Here is a 17583-nt window from a genome sequence, read left to right on the forward strand (position 1 = left end):
GTTGGCTCAAGGGGAGGGCTTGCCCGGCAGACCGGCAGTGCGCTGGGCAATATGGCTGCTCAGATCCTCTTCGCTGGCCAGCACGATGGCATGCACACGGCTGGACGCGCCCAGTTTGCGCAGGATGGCGGAAACATGGGTCTTGACGGTGGTTTCGGCAATCGTCAGTTCCCGCGCGATCTGCTTGTTCGACATCCCCTGGCTCATGCAGCTCAATACATCCAACTGCTTGTCGGTCAAGCGCGGTAGGCGCCCGGGTCGTTCGACGTCCTGGAGGGCGGTCGACGAGGAGACACTGGCCGCGACAGGGGCGCGCTGGGCAGGAGGGCGGCGCATGATATCGGCAGGCAGATACAGCTGGCCCTGGAGTATCTGCTCCAGCGCCGACAATAGCTGCTCGCCGGGGGTGGACTTGGGGATATAGCCCACCGCGCCCTGGGTGATGGCATCCAGCACCAGTTGGCGCTCCTGATGCGCCGAGACAATGGCCACCGGCAGCCAGGGAAAGGCGCTGCGCAACGTTTTCAACCCTTCCAGGCCGTCGGCATCCGGCAGGCTCAAATCCAGTAGCAGCAAGTCCAGCGTGTCGTGTGCCTCGATATGCGCCATGGCTGCCGCCAGGCTGTCAGCCTCCAACAGCTGCGTGTCGGCCAGCCCGCCGCGGATGACCGCTTGAAGCGCGTCGCGAAACAGCGGGTGGTCATCGGCCACTAGTAGCGAATACATGGCATCTCCTACCAAGGAATGAGGGTGCATCCTGCCATTGGGCGATACCGGGATTGCCTTCGGTGACCAACACTGAATAGGCACCTTTTAATAATCATAATACTCAGGAGCAGTACCATGATCTACGCCAACCCAGGTGAATCGGGCTCAGTCGTCTCGTTCGAAAAACGCTATGGCAACTACATCGGCGGTGAGTTCGTACCTCCGGTGAAGGGCCAATACTTCGACAACATTAGCCCAGTCAATGGCAAAGTGTTCTGTGAAATTCCCCGCTCCAGCGCCGAAGACATCGAAAAAGCGCTGGATGCCGCCCATCAGGCAGCGCCTGCCTGGGGCAAGACCTCCGCGCAAGAGCGCAGCAACATTCTGCTCAAGATCGCCGACCGCATAGAGCAAAACCTCGAAATGCTGGCCGTGGCCGAAACGTGGGATAACGGCAAGGCCGTGCGGGAAACGCTCAATGCCGACATTCCGCTGGCGGTCGACCATTTCCGTTACTTCGCGGGCTGCCTGCGGTCCCAGGAGGGCACCGCGGCCGACATTGACGCCAATACCGTGGCCTATCACTTTCACGAGCCGCTGGGGGTCGTCGGGCAAATTATCCCCTGGAACTTCCCCATTCTGATGGCTGCCTGGAAGCTTGGCCCCGCGCTGGCTGCCGGGAACTGCGTGGTGCTCAAGCCCGCCGAGCAGACGCCCGCTTCCATTTTGAAAGTGGTCGAGGTGATCGGTGACCTGCTGCCGCCTGGCGTGCTCAATATCGTCAACGGTTTCGGCGCGGAAGCCGGTCAGGCGCTGGCGACCAGCAAGCGTATTGCCAAGATTGCCTTTACCGGCTCGACGCCTGTAGGGTCGCATATTCTCAAGTGTGCGGCCGAGAACATCATTCCCTCTACCGTCGAGCTGGGTGGCAAGTCGCCCAATATCTACTTCGCCGATATCATGCAGGCCGAACCGTCCTTCATCGATAAGGCGGTTGAGGGCCTAGTGCTGGCTTTCTTCAACCAGGGCGAAGTGTGTACCTGCCCGGCGCGTGCGCTGATTCAGGAGAGCATGTACGACGAGTTCATGGCCAAAGTGCTCGAACGCACCAAAACCATCAAGCGCGGCAACCCGCTGGATACCGATGTCCAGGTGGGCGCTCAGGCCTCTCAGGAGCAGTTCGACAAGATCATGTCCTACATGGACATCGCCCGTGACGAGGGCGCGGAGTTCCTCACTGGGGGTGACAAGGAGACCCTCGACGACAGCATCAACAGCGGTTACTACATTCAGCCCACGCTGCTGAAAGGCAATAACCAGATGCGCGTGTTCCAGGAAGAGATCTTTGGCCCGGTGGTGGCCGTCACGACCTTCAAGGACGAAGAGGAAGCGCTGGCCATCGCCAACGACACCGAGTTTGGCCTGGGGGCAGGCGTGTGGAGCCGCGACATCAACGTGGCCTTCCGCATGGGGCGTGGCATTCAGGCAGGCCGCGTGTGGACCAACTGCTACCACCAGTACCCGGCCCATGCGGCCTTCGGTGGCTACAAGAAGTCCGGGGTTGGCCGTGAAACCCACAAGGTCGCGCTGGAGCACTACCAGCAGACCAAAAACCTGCTGGTCAGCTACGACATCAATCCGCTGGGCTTTTTCTAGCCTGCGTCTATGTATAACGCCGCCCGGCACCTGCCGGGCGGTATTGTCAGTCCCCCCTGACGCTGACTCTATCGATAAGAGCCGTTTTCAAATGGCCGTATCGACCATCAAGAGGAGTTGCACATGGATAGCACAATGCGCGCGGCAGTGGTTCGCGAGTTTGGCCAGCCGCTGGTCATCGAAGAAGTCGATGTACCTCGTCCCAAACAGGGCGAAGTATTGATGAAAGTGGCGGCCTCCGGGGTTTGCCATACCGATTTACACGCCGCCCACGGTGATTGGCCGGTCAAGCCTTCGCCACCGTTCATTCCCGGGCATGAGGGCGTCGGCTACATCGTGGCCGTGGGAGAGGGCGTCTCTCATGTCAAAGAGGGGGACCGCATTGGTGTTCCCTGGCTCTACTCCGCCTGTGGCTACTGCGAGCACTGCCTGGGCGGGTGGGAGACGCTGTGCGAATCTCAGCAAAACACCGGCTATAGCGTCAACGGCGGCTTTGCCGACTATACATTGGCAGATGCAGGCTATGTGGGGCGCCTGCCGGAGTCGGTGGATTTCATCGACATCGCTCCGGTGCTGTGCGCTGGGGTGACGGTCTACAAAGGCTTGAAGATGACCGACACTCGCCCGGGCCAGTGGGTGGTGATCTCCGGGATTGGTGGGCTGGGGCACATGGCCGTGCAGTATGCCAAGGCCATGGGGCTGAACGTCGCAGCGGTGGATATCGATGACGGCAAGCTGGCCCTGGCTGAACGCCTGGGAGCGACGGTGACGGTCAACGCCATGAAAACCGACCCGGCGGCCTATCTGAAGAAGACCATTGGCGGTGCTCATGGGGCATTGGTCACGGCCGTTTCACCGAAAGCCTTCGATCAGGCGCAAAACATGCTGCGTCGCGGTGGCACGCTGGTGCTGAATGGGCTGCCGCCCGGTGATTTCCCGCTGCCGATCTTCAGCACGGTACTCAACGGCATTACCATTCGCGGGTCCATCGTCGGTACACGCAGCGACCTGCAGGAAGCGTTGGACTTCGCCGCCGAAGGCAAGGTCACGGCCACGGTAGCCACCGACACGCTGGACAACATCAACGACGTTTTCCAGCGCATGATCGATGGCAAGATCGAAGGCCGTATCGTATTGGACATGGCGAGCTAATCGCCAGTGAATGGTATCACCTCAGGGGAAGGCTACTTCCCCTGTTTTAGTACTTCACACCCCCAGGTTCGCTATCGGCCACCACCTAGCCAACGCCGAGCCACTCTTTCGGCGTGAGCAAGCGTACGGACGACCGCCAGTTTGCCTGTTTCACGCTTAATGCCTGCGCGCTTTAATTTTAACGCCAGACGGGGCGGCAGCCCTACGAAGACGATCCCTACACCTTGCTCGCCCAGCTCTCGGCGCAGCGACGCCAGTGCCACGATGGCGGTGTAAAGCCCGTGTTGTGGGGGCACTCCTGTGGCTACAGCCAAAGCCATGGAGAGGGGCACCGCGACCACGCCGATGGTCAATCCCGCTAGAACATCGCGCTTCAACCGATCCAGCGTTATAGCCTTCACGCGTCTCGAACAGGCATATAGAAATCCCGGCACGGTGGCCGGGATCGGGATTGCATGGAAAACGCGCTGACGCTACATCTGGGCGTCTTCTGGCGGCTCGCCGATGGTGCCGGGCATGGCTTGCACATGGCCCATCTGCTCACCGGCCAGGGTCAGGAAGTGCAGGTGGCGTTCGTACTCGGCCACCAGGTCGCCAATCACCTGACCACGGGTATAGCCGTTGAGGTCTTTATCCTGGCCGCCTTCGGCCAGATAGACATCCAGGCGCACGTAGAAGTCATCGTCTGCCGGGATGAAGCTCGGGGTGCGCATGCGGTGCGGGCAGACCTGATAGACAAAGCTGGTGGCCTCGCCAAAGTCGACCTGCAGCGTCAAGGTGGGCAGCGACTCGCCTTCCACCTGCTCTTCGGTCACGTTGGCGGTTTGGCCACGGCTTTCGAGCTCCTGGGCAAACTGGGTCATGGCGGGACGGATCGAGTGCTCGATGGTGGCCGCTGCCCCGGCACGGTTGGAGGTATCCAGCGCACGGTCCAGGCGCTCGCGCCAATCGCCGCCAGGCGCACTACCTGCAATCATGCGGCGTGCATCGGCCTTGCTGCCTTCCAGCTTCAAGGCTTTGTAGGTGCCTACCATAATGGCAAAAATCACCACCGAGAACGGCAGGGCGGTGATCACCACGGCGCTTTGCAGCGCGTTCAGTCCGCCTGCCATCAGCAGTGCCACGGTAATCAGGCCGATCACGGCCGACCAGAAAATGCGCAGCTTCACCGGGGCATCATGGTTCACGTCGCTCAGAATCGAGGTGAAGTTGGCCAGTACCAGGGCGCCGGAGTCGGCGGAAGTAATGAAGAACACAATGCCCAGCACGGTGACCACGGCGGCGGTGATACCGACGTAGGGGTAGTACTCCAGCAGTGTGTAGAGCGTGGTTTGCGGCGAGTTCAACGCCTGTTCGCCCAGCTCGGCGACGCCTTGATTGGCGACCAGCTCGATACCGCTGTTACCGAAAATGGACATCCACACCATCATGAACGACAGCGGAATGAACAGCGCACCGGCGACGAACTGACGAATGGTGCGGCCACGAGAAATACGCGCCAGGAACAGGCCCACGAAAGGCGTCCAGGCAATCCACCAGCCCCAGAAGAAAATGGTCCACCACATTTTCCACTCCTGGGCGCCTTCGTCGGCAAACGCGTAGGTATCGAAGCTGGCAGCGACAAACCCGGAGAGATAGTCACCGGCGTTGTTCACCACCTTGTCGAGCAGGGTCAGGGTATCGCCAGAAAACAGTACGAACAGCATCAGCGCCAGCGCCAATAGCATGTTGAACTCGGAGAGGCGGCGAATGCCCTTCTCGACCCCGGTCACCACGGAAATGGTGGCCAGCACCACGACCAAGCCAATCAGGATGATCTGTACCGTCAACGTCTCGGGAACGTCGAACATGTAGTTGAGGCCGTAATTGAGCTGCAGAACGCCAATCCCAAGGCTGGTGGCGATACCAAACACGGTAGAAATGACCGCCGTGATATCCACGGCATTACCGATGGGGCCGTGGATGCGCTTGCCCAGCAGTGGGTAGAGCGCGCTGCGGATCGCCAGTGGCAAGCGGTGGCGGTAGCTGAAGTAGGCGAGTGCCATGCCCATCAGCACGTAGAGCCCCCATCCCGAAAGCCCCCAGTGCAGGTAAGTCTGAACGACAGCGTTGCGCATGGCCTCTTGGCTTTCAGGCGTCAGGTCCGGCGGGGCCAGGTAGTGGGCCACCGGCTCTGCCACGCTGAAAAACAACAGGTCAATGCCAATGCCGGCGGCAAACAGCATGGCGGACCAGGAGAGCAGCGAGAACTCCGGGCGTGAATGGTCCGGGCCCAGGCGTATGCTGCCGAAGCGCGACATGCCGATCAGTACCACGAACACCAGGTAGGCGACGATGGCGAGCATGTAGTACCAGCCGAAGGTGGTGCTGACCCAAGCCAGGCCCGCGTCGAAGAAAGCGCCTGCCTGCTCGGTAAACAGCATGGTCATCACCAGAAAGATGAGTATACCGGCGACGCTGCCGTGGAACACCACGGGGTTGAGTCGATCCCGCGAGGGGAGGGTCGAGTTGTCTTTCGCCATGGAGGCGGACTCCTGTTGTTAAGACAAGGGAAGAATTATTTTTGAATGAACGTTCAAATAAAATACGCGGTTTGCTACGTCAGTTCAAGTGACGAACCACTCACGTAAAATGAACGAAACAGGAGTATAGATAGCCCTGCGCCCAGCAGAGCTGGGCGCAGGGCGGTAGGACGAACGTTAAATCAACGCTTATTCAGCTTTGGCCTGGTCGCCGTGGCGGCCTCCGCGCTTGCCGTGCTCCTGACGGTATTCGGCGTGCACCTCGTGCATGGCATCCCGTAGTGCCTGCTGCTCTTCATCTGACAGAATTTCTGCAACGCGGGCCTGATGCTCCTCACGTAGCGCCATGACCGCTTCACGATGCTCGGCATGGGCCTGATTCAGCGCGGTTTGCTGCTCTTCGCTGAGTTCGGCGCGCTGGTAAACTTCCTGGCGGCGCTCTTCCATGCGCTCATGCATGGCTTCACGGTCCATGCCACGGTGCTCATGATGGTCGGCTTGCGCGGTGAACGCCAGGGGCATCAGGGCAATGGCCAGAAGGGCGGGAGCAAAACGTTGGCTAAGAGACATTTTCATGGCATACCTCATGGGTCATTAATGGGCTAATGTTGACCATGGCAGTATCCAGGGGCTTGGTGTAAATCGGTTGCAGGAAGTGTGCAACAACCGTGGTCTTATGCGGAGGGGCAAGGATCACGCCACAGGGTGAGGGGAACAGGAAACAGGAGAACACCATGCCAGAACTTGGATTCATTGGCCGCTATGCGCGCCTGGGCGCGCTGGTAGCGCTGCCGTTCACGGCGCTGGCCCAGCAGCGCTATACCCCGGACGACTGGCCCGAGCCGCTGGTGGCCGATGTGCTGCTCCCCCGCACCGAGGGCGCGGGCCTGCGTCCAGCCGCCCTGCTGGTGCATGGGGGAGGTTGGCGTAACCGCAGCCGTGACGACATGGCAGGCATTGCCCGGCAGCTGGCTGAACAGGGCTACGTCACCGTCAATATCGAACACCGCTTCGTACCGGAATATCGTTTCCCCGCCCAGCTGCACGACTTGCAGCAGGCCATGGCCTGGCTGCATCGCCATGCCGACGAGTGGCAAGTGGATACGAACCGCATTGTCGGCGTGGGCTTTTCCTCAGGGGCTCACCTGGTGAGCCTGTTGGCGCTGGCGGGCAGTGAAGGCCCCCTGGCACACCCCTACGGCGGCGAGCATGCTAGGCTTGCTGCGGTGCTGGCCGGCGGTTTGCCCAGCGACTTGCTGAAGTTCAACGATGGGCGGCTGGTGGTGGACTTCATTGGTGGTACGCGCGCAGAGAAGCGTGACGCGTATGCCCTGGCATCGCCCGCGCGGCAAATCACACCTCAAGCACCGCCGTTCTTCTTGTTTCACGGCCGCTGGGATCGGCTCGTGCCCGTCGATCACGCCACCGATTTTTATGCCGCGCTTCAGGCGCAAGGTACGCCCAGCGAGCTGTATCTTCAGCGTGGCCGAGGCCATTTCGCCAGCTTCCTGCTGCGTGGCAGTGCCATCGAGGCAGGTATCGCGTTTCTGAATCAGCAGGTTCAGCCGGAGGGCAGGCGCGGGAACTAGATGTCAGAGGGTTGTGTGAGGGCCGAGCTGACGGGGCCAGTGCGTCTTGCGCTTGGCCCGTTTTTTTATTTGACGCCCCACCTGGCGAAAGCAAAAATTAAAACGGTTGACTTAAACTCAGCGGCTGCGTTATTCCATGGAGAGCCTGTGCGGTAGAAAAACATGTAGAAAGCTAATAAAAACAATGGCCCCTTCATGAAAGGGCCCCAACGAAGAGAATGTGCATGTCAAATGATCACTTCTATGACAGCGCGCCGTGGGCACATCTTTATGGCACCAACCATCACGCAATAGGTGACCAGCCGCAGCCGCGCTTTGCCAGTATTCCCGCGATGGTCACTGCGGCAGCCCAGCAGTTTGGCTCCCACACCGCGTTCACCACCTGCATGCCCAACGGCATGAATGGCACGCTTGCTTATCGGCAAACGGATACTCTCTCCGATGCGTTTGCGGTTTACCTGCGTGACACCCTGGGGCTTGCCAAAGGCGACCGCGTTGCGGTGCAAATGCCCAACTGTCTCGCGCTTCCGGTGGCCATTTTCGGCGTTTTGAAAGCGGGCTGTGTGCTGGTGAACGTCAATCCGCTCTATACGCGTCGAGAAATGGAGCATCAGTTCAACGATGCTGGCGTCAAGACGCTTGTCATCATGGATATGTTTGCCGACAAGCTGGAGGACGTGCTCCCCAACACTGGCATTCAGCACGTCGTACTCACTTCGCTTTCGCAATGGTTTTCACCAGTCGTGCGCACGGTATTGGATGCCGTACTGAAATATTGGAACAAAGCCATCCCCCAACACTCGCTGAACGCCGTGACACTGAGCCAGGCCATTCAAACGGGCAGTGCACGGCAAGCCGAACAAGGCATTGACGTAGCGCGCTACTGGCAGGCTATCGCGCGTGAAGACACCGCGCTCTTGCAGTACACCGGCGGCACCACCGGCGTCAGTAAAGGCGCAGAGCTGACGCACGGCAATCTGCTGAGCAATTTAGAACAGGTCGATCTGGTGGTTGGCAGCCACATAGAGGTTGGCAAAGAGTGCGTTCTCACCGCGCTGCCCATCTACCATATTTTCGCGTTCACGGTGAACCTGCTGGCGTTCTACAGCAAAGGGGCGCACAACGTCCTCGTGCCCAGCCCGCGGCCTATTCAGAACTGCCAGCGCGCTTTTGATAACTACCCGATCTCCTGGATTTCAGGTGTCAATACGCTGTTCAACGCGCTGCTCAACGAAGAGTGGTTCACCGTGTACCCGCCTAAAAACATGAAAGTGGCGATGGCGGGCGGCACCGCACTACATAAATCCGTCGCTGAGCGCTGGCGCGCGGTGGTCGGCACACCGATTGCCGAAGGCTACGGGCTAACAGAAAGCTCTCCGGTGATCTGCTTCAACCCGATTGGGCATGAGCGTGCTAACAGCATCGGCATTCCCGCGCCGTTTACTCAGGTGCGCATCGTCGATGAACAGGGCGTGACGGTTGCCCCGGGCGAGCCTGGCGAGATTATCGCGCGCGGCCCACAAATCATGAAAGGTTACTGGAACAATCCGGAAGAGACCGCCAAAACGTTAAAAGATGGCTGGCTTTACACCGGCGATGTGGGAACCATGTCAGAGGATGGTCACTTTCACATCGTCGACCGTAAAAAAGATATGATTCTGGTCAGCGGATTTAACGTTTACCCCAACGAAGTAGAAGACAGCATTGCGCGCTTACCGCAAGTGCAAGAGTCCGCCGTCATTGGTGTCCCCGACGATCAGACAGGCGAAGCGGTTCACGCCTACGTCGTGCTGCGTGAACAGGGGCTAAGCGCCAAGGACGTTATCCGGCACTGTAAAACAGAGCTTGCCGCCTACAAGGTTCCCAGAAAAGTAGTGTTCTGGGATGAACTGCCCAAGACCCCTGTTGGCAAGGTGCTGCGCAAAGAAGTGCGTGCCATCGTGCAGGGCACTCACGCCGAGACTAAACAACAATAACCGCAAACAGCGGCAAGTTACGGAGTTACAGCACTATGCTAAGCCCATTGGAAGAAAGCTTACTGTCGATCATGATGGTGATCATCATGTTCGGCATGGGGGCATCGCTCACCTTCAAGGACTTCAAACTCTCCATGCGCCACCCCCAGGCCATTGGGGTTGGCTTCTCATCGCAGTATCTGCTGATGCCTTTTATCGCCTTTGCCCTGGCGCGCCTTCTCGACCTGTCGGTTGAACATACCGTGGGGCTAGTGCTGATGGGGTGCATGCCGGGCGGCACGACCTCCAATATTTTTGCCTACTTCTCACGAAGCCTGCTCAGCCTCAGCATCATGATGACCATCTGCTCCACGCTGGCGGGCTTTGTTCTGGTGCCGCTGTGGATGGCGTTTTATACCCAGGGGATTGATGACGCCTTCCGCATACCGCCCGACCAAATTGGCCGCCTGCTGTTCGTACTGCTGATTCCAACGCTGTTGGGCATGTGGATACGCCGTAAAAATGCCAACCTTGGCGCGGTCATTGAGCTGGTAGGCGGCGTGTTGGGGGCTATCGTGATCGTGTTTCTGGTGGTGACGTGGGCACCGCGCAACTGGCGCTTGCTGATGGAGACCAGTTGGCAGGTATATGCAGCGGTGATTCTGCTCGGTTTGGTGGGTTTTCTGTTCGGTTATTTATTCTCCCGCGTGCTCAAACTCAGCCCGCAAAAAGCCCGCACGGTATCTCTTGAAACGGGGATTCAAAACGGCCCGCTGGCCGCATTGATCGTCATCATGACGTTTAGCGGCGAAACACAGCAGCTGATTCTACTCATACCCGTCATGTATTCGCTGTTTATCGTGCTGAATTCCACGGCCGTAGCGGTGTTTTACCGCAAGCTAACGAAAAAGGAGGAACTGGCCCGCGATCAAGCCAAGGTCGAACCTTCGTAGGTCGGTCGGAAGGTTCAGCCGGTGGGCAGGCGCGGGGACTAGACTTTAGTTGGTTTTGATCCCCGTGCAAGGTTGATGACAGTTTCGTGGGATAGCGTTGTTCTCTACAGGCAGCCGCCTGATTCTAATAACACCCATACCAAGAGACATCGCTATGCTCAAGCAATCTGTTATCTCGTTTCCTCGCGCGCTTAAATCCCTACTGGTGGGCGCCACCGTCACGGTAGCGTCACTGGCCATGGTGCTGCCTGCTGCGGCAGACAGCTACCCGGAACGCCCGCTCAACATGGTCGTCGGGTTTGGTACCGGCGGCAGCGCCGATCGGTTGGCCCGTTTGATGTCGGGATACATCTCCGAAGAGATTGGCGTACCCATTCAAGTCACCAACCGCCCCGGGGCGGGAACTCAGGTCGCTTCCAACTACGTGCTGAACGTACCGGACGACGGCTATACCGTTTATGCCTCCACCTTCGCCCCTTACCTGACCAACTCGATTCTGACGGGTGGGGCCAATTTCAGCGTGGATGACTTCTCCTACATCAATTTTCAGTGGTTCGACCTCGACCTGATCGCAGCCAACAAGGACAGCGGTTACGACGACCTGCCTTCGCTTTTGGAGGCGATTCGTGAGCAGCGCGGCCAGGTGCGCGGTGCCGTGGTACAAGGCTCGGCGGGCCACCTGATGGTGCGGTTGCTGCTGGAAGAAGCGGGCATCCCCCAGGAAAATCTCAATCTGGTGACCTACAACAGCGGTGGTGAAGCGCGTTCGGCGGTGGCCGGTGGCCAGGTGGATTTCGTCTCCATTAGTGCACAGGGCAGCGAAGGCATTCGTGAGTTCCTGACGCCGCTGGCCATCGTCAACGACGAGCGTATTGAGCAGTGGGATGCGCCGACCATCAATGAGGCCCTTGCTCCCATGGAGCTGGAAGTGCCTGTGCTGCAAGGCTCCATGCGCGGCTTCGCGGTGACCAGCGAAGTCGAGCGTCAGCATCCGGGCCGTTACGAAGCCCTCGCGGATGCCATCCAGAACGCGCTGGCGCGCAAGGACGTGCAAGAGCATCTGGAGCGCAATGAAATGGGCGGCGTATGGGTAGGCCCCGAGCGTTCCAATGAGCTGATGCGCGAAAACTACGACGTGTTCGAGAAGTACGCCCACCTGCTCAACTGATCACCCCATCGTCTGACGATCCTGTAGTGGCAGGCACCCTCAAGGGGTGCCTGCCAGGAGTTTACCCATGACGGCACAAAAACGTGACTATGGGGACGCGCTCGTCCTCATCGGTCTGGCGAGCTTTACGCTGTGGTATCTGATGGATGCCATTCGCGTCTCCGCGACCCCCCAGAACTTACTGCTGATTCTTCCCATGGCGCTGCTGGTACTGGCGCTGATTGCCCTGGAGGTGGTACTGCGCCTGAAGAAAGGCACGCTGCTGACCCAGGACCAGCAAGAGGAACCCCTGCTGCGTACGCTGCCGGTGGTGGGCCTGTTTGCCGCTTACGTGATGTCGTTGGAAACCCTGGGTTTCGACCTGGCGACGGTGGCGTTCATCGCGTCTTTTCTGATTCTCAAGGGTGAGCGCAACTGGCTGGCGGTATTCGGCTTCAGCGCGCTGTTTGGCCTTGGTGCAGCGTTCTTCTTTTCGCGAATGCTGCCTTACCCCATGACGCTGCTGCTGATCCCCAACTGAACGCATCGAAGGAGGCAACATGATTGATTTTGGTGCCGTCGAGCAGAGTATGAACCTGCTCTTCTCCAGCGCAGGCCCTTGGCTCGTGGTGATTCCCGGTATCGTGCTGGGGCTGATTTTTGGGGCAACGCCTGGCCTGCAGATCTCCATGGCCATGGCGATCTTCTTGCCCATGACCATGTACATGGACTTCATTCAGGCCATGCTGTTCTTGACGGCGATTTTTACCGGCGGCTCGTTTGGCGCAGGGATCCCGGCCATCCTGATGAACATTCCCGGCACTTCCTCGGCCATTGCCACGGCCTTCGATGGCTACCCGATGGCGCGACGCGGGCAGCACAATCAGGCGCTGGGAGTGGCGTTGGCCGCCTCGGTGGTCGGTTCGCTGATGGGCTACGTGGTGCTGTTCTTCATGATCCAGCCGCTCTCCTATATGGTCCTGCGCCTGGGGCCCGCCGAGATGTTCGTGGTAATCCTCTGGGGCATGACGCTGATCGCCAGCCTCAAGGGTGAGCAGGTGCTCAAAGGCCTGGTGGCCGGTTTTGTGGGGCTGCTGGTAGGAACCATCGGGTTCAACGAAATTGGCCTGGCCCGGGGCACCATGGGGCAAACCTACCTGCTGGACGGGGTGCCGGTGATTCCTGCCATGATGGGCATGTTTGCGGCGTCCGAGCTGTTCAAGCTGGCCAACAAGGGGTTCATCGTCGAGTCGGCGGATGCGCGCAAGGTGCGTGCCAGCGAAATTTTTCAGGGCTGCAAGATGGCGCTGCGTCATCCTGTGGTGATGATTCGCGGTGGCTTGATCGGTGTGCTGGTGGGCGCGGTGCCCGGTGTCGGGTCGTCGGTTTCCAATTTGCTCTCCTACATCGAGACCAAGCGGCGGGATAAAGACCCGGACTCCTATGGCAAGGGCAACCCCAAAGGGGTCGTCGCGTCCGAGGCCGCCAACAGCAGCTCGGAGGGCGGCTCCATGGCAACCCTGCTGGCACTGGGTATTCCCGGCGGTGGGGCAACGGCGGTGATGCTGGCCGCGTTTGCCATGCACAACATTACCGGTGGCCCGCAGTTCATCCGCCAGCAAACGGACGTGGTCTACGCCATCATCTTTGCCAACTTCGCCCAAGTGTTTTTGCTGGTCATCGTGGGGATTTTGTTCATTCCGCTGCTGGCCAACATCGTCAAGGTACCCATGCGCTATCTGATTCCTTCCGTGCTGGTATTGGCGGTCATGGGGTCGTTCGGGCTCACCGGCAACATGACCGGGCCTGCCACGGTGCTGGTGTTTGCCGTGATCGGCTGGATCTTCCGCCACTACGGTTACTCGGTGCCTGCGGCGGTCATTGGCATGCTGCTGGGGGCTCTGGCGGAGAAGTCGCTGCTGCACTCCTACCAGATCAGTGGCGGGGACATCACCTACGTGCTGGAGCGGCCTGCGACCCTGGCCATCCTGGCGCTGCTGTTGATTTCGCTGTTTGGCCAGCCGCTGGTCAAGCGCTTTCAGGCGCGGCGTGCGGCGGCCCGGGCGTAGCGCAGCAACGGGGGAACGGGTGAAAAAAACGCTGAAAACCATTGGTTTGGGATGTTTGGGTGGCCTAGTGGCCACCCTTTTTTCGCTGCCGCTGGCGTGGATGCTAGGGGCGCTGTTCATGGTCATGGGCGTTTCGCTGGCAGGCGTTCGCACCGGGGTAGACAAGCGCTTGCATCGCGTGGCCATTGCCCTACTGGGACTGTTCATCGGCAGTCGTATCCACGCGGACGAGCTGGTGAGCCTGGTGCAGTGGTACCCCAGCGTGCTGGCCATGCTGGTTTACATGGTGCTGATGCTGGCAGGAGGGTACTGGATCTTTGCTCGTGCCCGCGTCGGCAGCCTGAACGCCATGTTCTGTGCCTACCCAGGCAGCATGAACTCGGCCCTGGTACTGGCCGAGCGTGCCCATGGTGACCTGCGCTGGATCGCCATTTCTCACTCGCTGAGGCTGGTTACCGTGGTATCGGGCGCGGCGCTGCTGGCCAGCCTGTTCGTCGACAGCGTGGCCTTGCCGCCCTCTGCCGAGCCGCTGTCGCTCATGGGGGTGCTGCCACTGCTGCTGGCTCCTGCTTGCTGGTGGCTAGGTCGCCTGATCCGCTTGCCGCTACCGGAGTTTCTGGGGCCGATGGCGGCAGGTGCCTTGATTGCCAATGTGGGCGTAGCCTACACGCTGCCCAATGAAATCCTGCTGGTGACCTTTCTGGTGCTGGGCTCCTCGGTGGGCTCGCGTTTTTCAGGCACCCACTGGAAACAGGTGGTGCGGGTAGGGCGGTTCGGCATGCTGTATGCGCTCTTTGCGCTGGTGGTGGCTGCGTTGATGGCCTGGCTGGTGGCCAGCGTCACGTCATTGCCGTTCGTGGCGGTGATGCTGGCGCTGATACCGGGGGGCGTCGGGGAGATGGCGGTCATCGCCATGGTCATGGGGATCGACCCGGTTTACGTGGTCTCTCACCATATTCTGCGGCTGTTGCTGCTGATCTTCATGACGCCGCTGATGATCCGCTTGACGACGCTGGCAGCACCGGAAACGCCACCGTGACTTCCAGCCCGCCCTGAGGGCGATTGCGCACGGCAAGCTGGGCGCCGTGGGTAGTGGCCACCTGTTCGACGATGGCCAGGCCAAGGCCGCTGCCCGGTGCATGGGCGTTATCGCGGAAAAACCGTTCGGTGAGCTGCGGCAGCCGGGCGGGGTCCACCCCCACGCCGTCATCGTGCACGCTGAGTCGTACCGTATCGGCGTCATGGGTGAGGCCAATGGTAATGGTGCCCTGGTAAGGGAGCGCGCCGCCCGCGTGGAGGCTGGCGTTATCGATCAGGTTGATCACCAACCACTGCAGCAAAATGGGGTCGCCATGAATGGAGGGCAGGGCCTCGGGCTGCTCGAAGGCCAGCTCCTGGCCCTTTTGGTAAATGCCGGTGGCGACCTGCTGGCAAGCCTGCTGGCATAGTGCGATCAGGTCAACGGCCTGCAGCTGGGTGAGTTCGAACAGCTCACTGCGGGTCTTGGCGTATTTCAGCAGCTGTTGCACGGTGTGCCCGGCATGCTCGGCAATGCGCTGAATCTCCAGCAGGTTGGCCCTGTTGGCGGGTGATTGCTCGCTCTTCAGGGTCATTTCCGTGAGTGCCCGAATCTCTGAAATGGGCGTGCGTAGCTGGTGGGAAACGTCTGCGTTGAGCTGTTGGGTGCTGGTAATACTGCTTTGCATGCGTTGCATCAGGTAATTGATGCTTTGCGTCAGGGGACGTATTTCCCTGGGCACGCTGTCGCGGATGGGCTGCAGATCGTGGGGCGAGCGCTGGCGCAGTGCGCGGCTGATGGCGTTCAAGGGGGCGAGGCCACGGTGGATGGCGAGGAGCGCCAGCGTGATCGCCAGCAGCCCGGTCACCGCCGTGAGCCCGGCCAGGGTGACCATGAAGTCGTGGGTCAATGAGTGCCGGGTCTCTTTTGATTCCGCCACGATGACTTCGATGTCCACGACATCACGCCCGCGGCGAAAAGGGAAGGTCAAGGCCACGGCCCGCAGCTCGTTGCCTGCGTAAGCCACGTCGTAAAACAGCGGCGCGTCGAGGGAGTCGGGCGGATCGCCCAGCCCTTGAAAACCGGCAATCATGCCCCCCTGGGCTTCCCGGATACGGTAGAAAATCTTGCCCTCCCCACGACTGCCCAGCGTGCTGATGCTGAAGTAGTGCATGTTGATGCGTAGCTGGCCATCGGCGGTATATACCCGACGCTCCAGGCGCTGGGCGGCATTCAGCAGCATGGCGTCGAAGGCTTCGTTGATCTGCTTGCTCAGCAGCAGGTAGCTGGAGAGCAGGGCCAGGAAGGCCAGGGCGGTGAACGGCAAGGCAATCCACAGCAGCAGGCGACTGCGGATGGAGCGGGGTGTCTGGGTCAAGGCGCGCCTTCCTCCGAGGCGGGTGGGGCCAGGTAATAGCCCAGCCCTCGCACGGTTTTCAGGCCGAAGTCATGGCCGATCTTTTTGCGAATACGTGAAATGTAGGTTTCCACGGCGGCGTAGCTGATGGCTTCATCCGTCGAGGAGAGCCGGTCGATGATCTGGTCCTTGCTGACCAGTCGATTCTGATTGATCAGCAGGTATTCGATGACCTCCAGCTCGCGGCGGTGTAGCGTGAGGGCCTGGCCGTCCACGCGCAGCTCCATGGCATCCGGAAAGAACTCCAGGCGCCCGCAGCGCAGGCTCTCACCGCCAAAATGCTTGGCTCTTCTGACCAGCGCGCGGGCTCTGGCGGCTACCTCGTTCAGCGAGAAGGGCTTGCACAGGTAATCGTCCGCACCGACTTCCAGCCCCAAAATGCGCTGGTCCAGGGTGTCGCGGGCGGAGATGATCAAGACGGGAATGGTGTTCTGCTGGTGGCGCAACAGGCGCAGCAACGACATGCCATCGAGCAGCGGCAGCCCCAGGTCGAGTACCAGCAGGTCATACCCCCCTTGCTGCAGCATGAGCAGCGCTTTTTCACCATCGCAAGCCACGTCGATGGTGAAGCTGGCCTCTTCTAACGTCGAGGCAATCGAGCGCGCAAGATTGTCGTTATCTTCTACGATGAGCGCTTTCATGGTGCATTGACCCGTAGCGGTGCCCAAGTGCGCCTGTCGACCTGCCAGGCTTACCCTTCGGGCTGATATTTGTAACCCACACCATACACCGAGCGAATGATTTCCTGCTCGGGCAGGGCTTCGGTGATCTTTTTGCGCAGCTTCTTGATATGGCTGTCGACGGTACGTTCGGACACGATGCGGTTGTCGCGATACATGTGGTCCATCAACTGCTCGCGGCTGAAAATACGCCCCGGCGACTGCATCATAACGCGTAATAGCTGAAACTCCACGGCGGTGAGCCCCAGGTCCTGGCCATTGACGAGGGCCTGCCAGCCCTCTTCATCCAGGGTGACCGGCGCTTGCCGTGTGGTCGGGGTGTGGCCGGTGGCCTCGGCAATGGCTTGGCTGCGGCGCAGCACGGCCTTGACCCTGGCCACCACCTCGCGGGGGCTGAACGGCTTGCAGATGTAGTCATCGGCGCCCAGCTCCAGACCCAGCAGCCGGTCCACTTCCTCGACCTTGGCCGTCACCATGATGATGGGCAGCAGCGGCCACTGCTGGCGTATTTCCCGGCACAGGGTGAGGCCATCCTTGCCGGGCAGCATGACGTCCAGCAGTACCAGCGCTGGGGAGTGCTGGGTGAGCCAGGGCATCACATCGCTGCCATGGCCGATGATGGTGGGGGCAAAGTTATGGCTGCCAAGGTAGTCCGCCATGAGCCTGGCAATTTTGGGTTCGTCTTCGACGATCAGCAGGGATGCTTCCTGGGTCATG

Annotated in this window: 16 protein-coding genes; 9 read left to right on the forward strand and 7 right to left on the reverse strand. The window is 60.2% G+C overall.

Annotation, left to right across the window (positions count from 1 at the left end; translation table 11 throughout):
* Positions 1-6: 6 nt before the first annotated feature.
* Positions 7-726 carry a response regulator gene (locus KVY02_RS03565; RefSeq protein ID WP_218314386.1) on the reverse strand — a complete coding sequence of 240 codons (720 nt, stop codon included), beginning with the start codon at positions 724-726 and terminating at the stop codon, positions 7-9.
* Positions 727-843: 117 nt separating this feature from the next.
* On the opposite strand from KVY02_RS03565, the gene KVY02_RS03570 reads away from it, so the two are divergent.
* Complete coding sequence (locus tag KVY02_RS03570) at positions 844-2364, forward strand: acetaldehyde dehydrogenase ExaC (RefSeq protein WP_218314387.1); 1521 nt, start codon at positions 844-846, stop codon at positions 2362-2364.
* A gap of 123 nt (positions 2365-2487) precedes the next feature.
* Positions 2488-3516: an alcohol dehydrogenase AdhP gene (gene adhP / locus KVY02_RS03575; protein ID WP_026001993.1), complete on the forward strand. Its 1029-nt coding sequence runs from the start codon at positions 2488-2490 to the stop codon at positions 3514-3516.
* Between the two features lie 71 nt (positions 3517-3587).
* Here the strand turns inward: adhP and KVY02_RS03580 are convergent, their stop codons facing one another.
* From KVY02_RS03580 to KVY02_RS03590, 3 genes are all read right to left on the reverse strand, one after another.
* Positions 3588-3917: a SulP family inorganic anion transporter gene (locus KVY02_RS03580; RefSeq protein WP_249273176.1), complete on the reverse strand. Its 330-nt coding sequence runs from the start codon at positions 3915-3917 to the stop codon at positions 3588-3590.
* A gap of 72 nt (positions 3918-3989) precedes the next feature.
* Positions 3990-6038, reverse strand: a complete 2049-nt coding sequence (betT, locus tag KVY02_RS03585; protein ID WP_218314389.1) for a choline BCCT transporter BetT — start codon at positions 6036-6038, stop codon at positions 3990-3992.
* Positions 6039-6227: 189 nt separating this feature from the next.
* Positions 6228-6614: a hypothetical protein gene (locus KVY02_RS03590; RefSeq protein ID WP_218314391.1), complete on the reverse strand. Its 387-nt coding sequence runs from the start codon at positions 6612-6614 to the stop codon at positions 6228-6230.
* A gap of 158 nt (positions 6615-6772) precedes the next feature.
* Between KVY02_RS03590 and KVY02_RS03595 the strand changes: the two genes are divergently transcribed.
* From KVY02_RS03595 to KVY02_RS03625, 7 genes are all read left to right on the forward strand, one after another.
* Positions 6773-7627, forward strand: coding sequence for an alpha/beta hydrolase (locus KVY02_RS03595; RefSeq protein ID WP_218314394.1), 855 nt, complete (start codon positions 6773-6775; stop codon positions 7625-7627).
* A 224-nt stretch (positions 7628-7851) separates the two neighbouring features.
* Positions 7852-9603 carry an AMP-binding protein gene (locus KVY02_RS03600; RefSeq protein WP_218314395.1) on the forward strand — a complete coding sequence of 584 codons (1752 nt, stop codon included), beginning with the start codon at positions 7852-7854 and terminating at the stop codon, positions 9601-9603.
* Between the two features lie 35 nt (positions 9604-9638).
* On the forward strand, positions 9639-10535 hold the full coding sequence (locus tag KVY02_RS03605) for a bile acid:sodium symporter family protein (RefSeq protein ID WP_218314396.1): 897 nt from the start codon (positions 9639-9641) through the stop codon (positions 10533-10535).
* A 154-nt stretch (positions 10536-10689) separates the two neighbouring features.
* Complete coding sequence (locus KVY02_RS03610; RefSeq protein ID WP_218314402.1) at positions 10690-11703, forward strand: Bug family tripartite tricarboxylate transporter substrate binding protein; 1014 nt, start codon at positions 10690-10692, stop codon at positions 11701-11703.
* A 67-nt stretch (positions 11704-11770) separates the two neighbouring features.
* Positions 11771-12223, forward strand: coding sequence for a tripartite tricarboxylate transporter TctB family protein (locus tag KVY02_RS03615; RefSeq protein WP_218314404.1), 453 nt, complete (start codon positions 11771-11773; stop codon positions 12221-12223).
* A 19-nt stretch (positions 12224-12242) separates the two neighbouring features.
* Positions 12243-13751 (forward strand): tripartite tricarboxylate transporter permease, encoded by a 1509-nt coding sequence (locus KVY02_RS03620; RefSeq protein WP_218314406.1) that lies wholly within the window; start codon positions 12243-12245, stop codon positions 13749-13751.
* A gap of 67 nt (positions 13752-13818) precedes the next feature.
* On the forward strand, positions 13819-14790 hold the full coding sequence (locus tag KVY02_RS03625; RefSeq protein ID WP_256357557.1) for an AbrB family transcriptional regulator: 972 nt from the start codon (positions 13819-13821) through the stop codon (positions 14788-14790).
* Here KVY02_RS03625 and KVY02_RS03630 read toward each other — a convergent pair.
* From KVY02_RS03630 to KVY02_RS03640, 3 genes are read right to left on the reverse strand one after another with little or no spacing between them, the layout of a single operon-like run.
* A complete protein-coding gene (locus KVY02_RS03630; RefSeq protein ID WP_218314408.1) occupies positions 14732-16147 on the reverse strand; it encodes a sensor histidine kinase in 1416 nt (471 codons plus the stop codon). The genes KVY02_RS03625 and KVY02_RS03630 overlap by 59 nt on opposite strands.
* Positions 16144-16827: a response regulator transcription factor gene (locus tag KVY02_RS03635; RefSeq protein ID WP_016916246.1), complete on the reverse strand. Its 684-nt coding sequence runs from the start codon at positions 16825-16827 to the stop codon at positions 16144-16146. The genes KVY02_RS03630 and KVY02_RS03635 overlap by 4 nt, the downstream gene beginning before the upstream one ends.
* Before the next feature lie 50 nt (positions 16828-16877).
* A complete protein-coding gene (locus KVY02_RS03640; RefSeq protein ID WP_016916247.1) occupies positions 16878-17582 on the reverse strand; it encodes a response regulator in 705 nt (234 codons plus the stop codon).
* Between the last annotated feature and the right edge of the window lies 1 nt (position 17583).

It is taken from the genome of Halomonas sp. 18071143, from assembly GCF_019211725.1.
Taxonomy (GTDB): Bacteria; Pseudomonadota; Gammaproteobacteria; order Pseudomonadales; family Halomonadaceae; genus Vreelandella; species Vreelandella stevensii.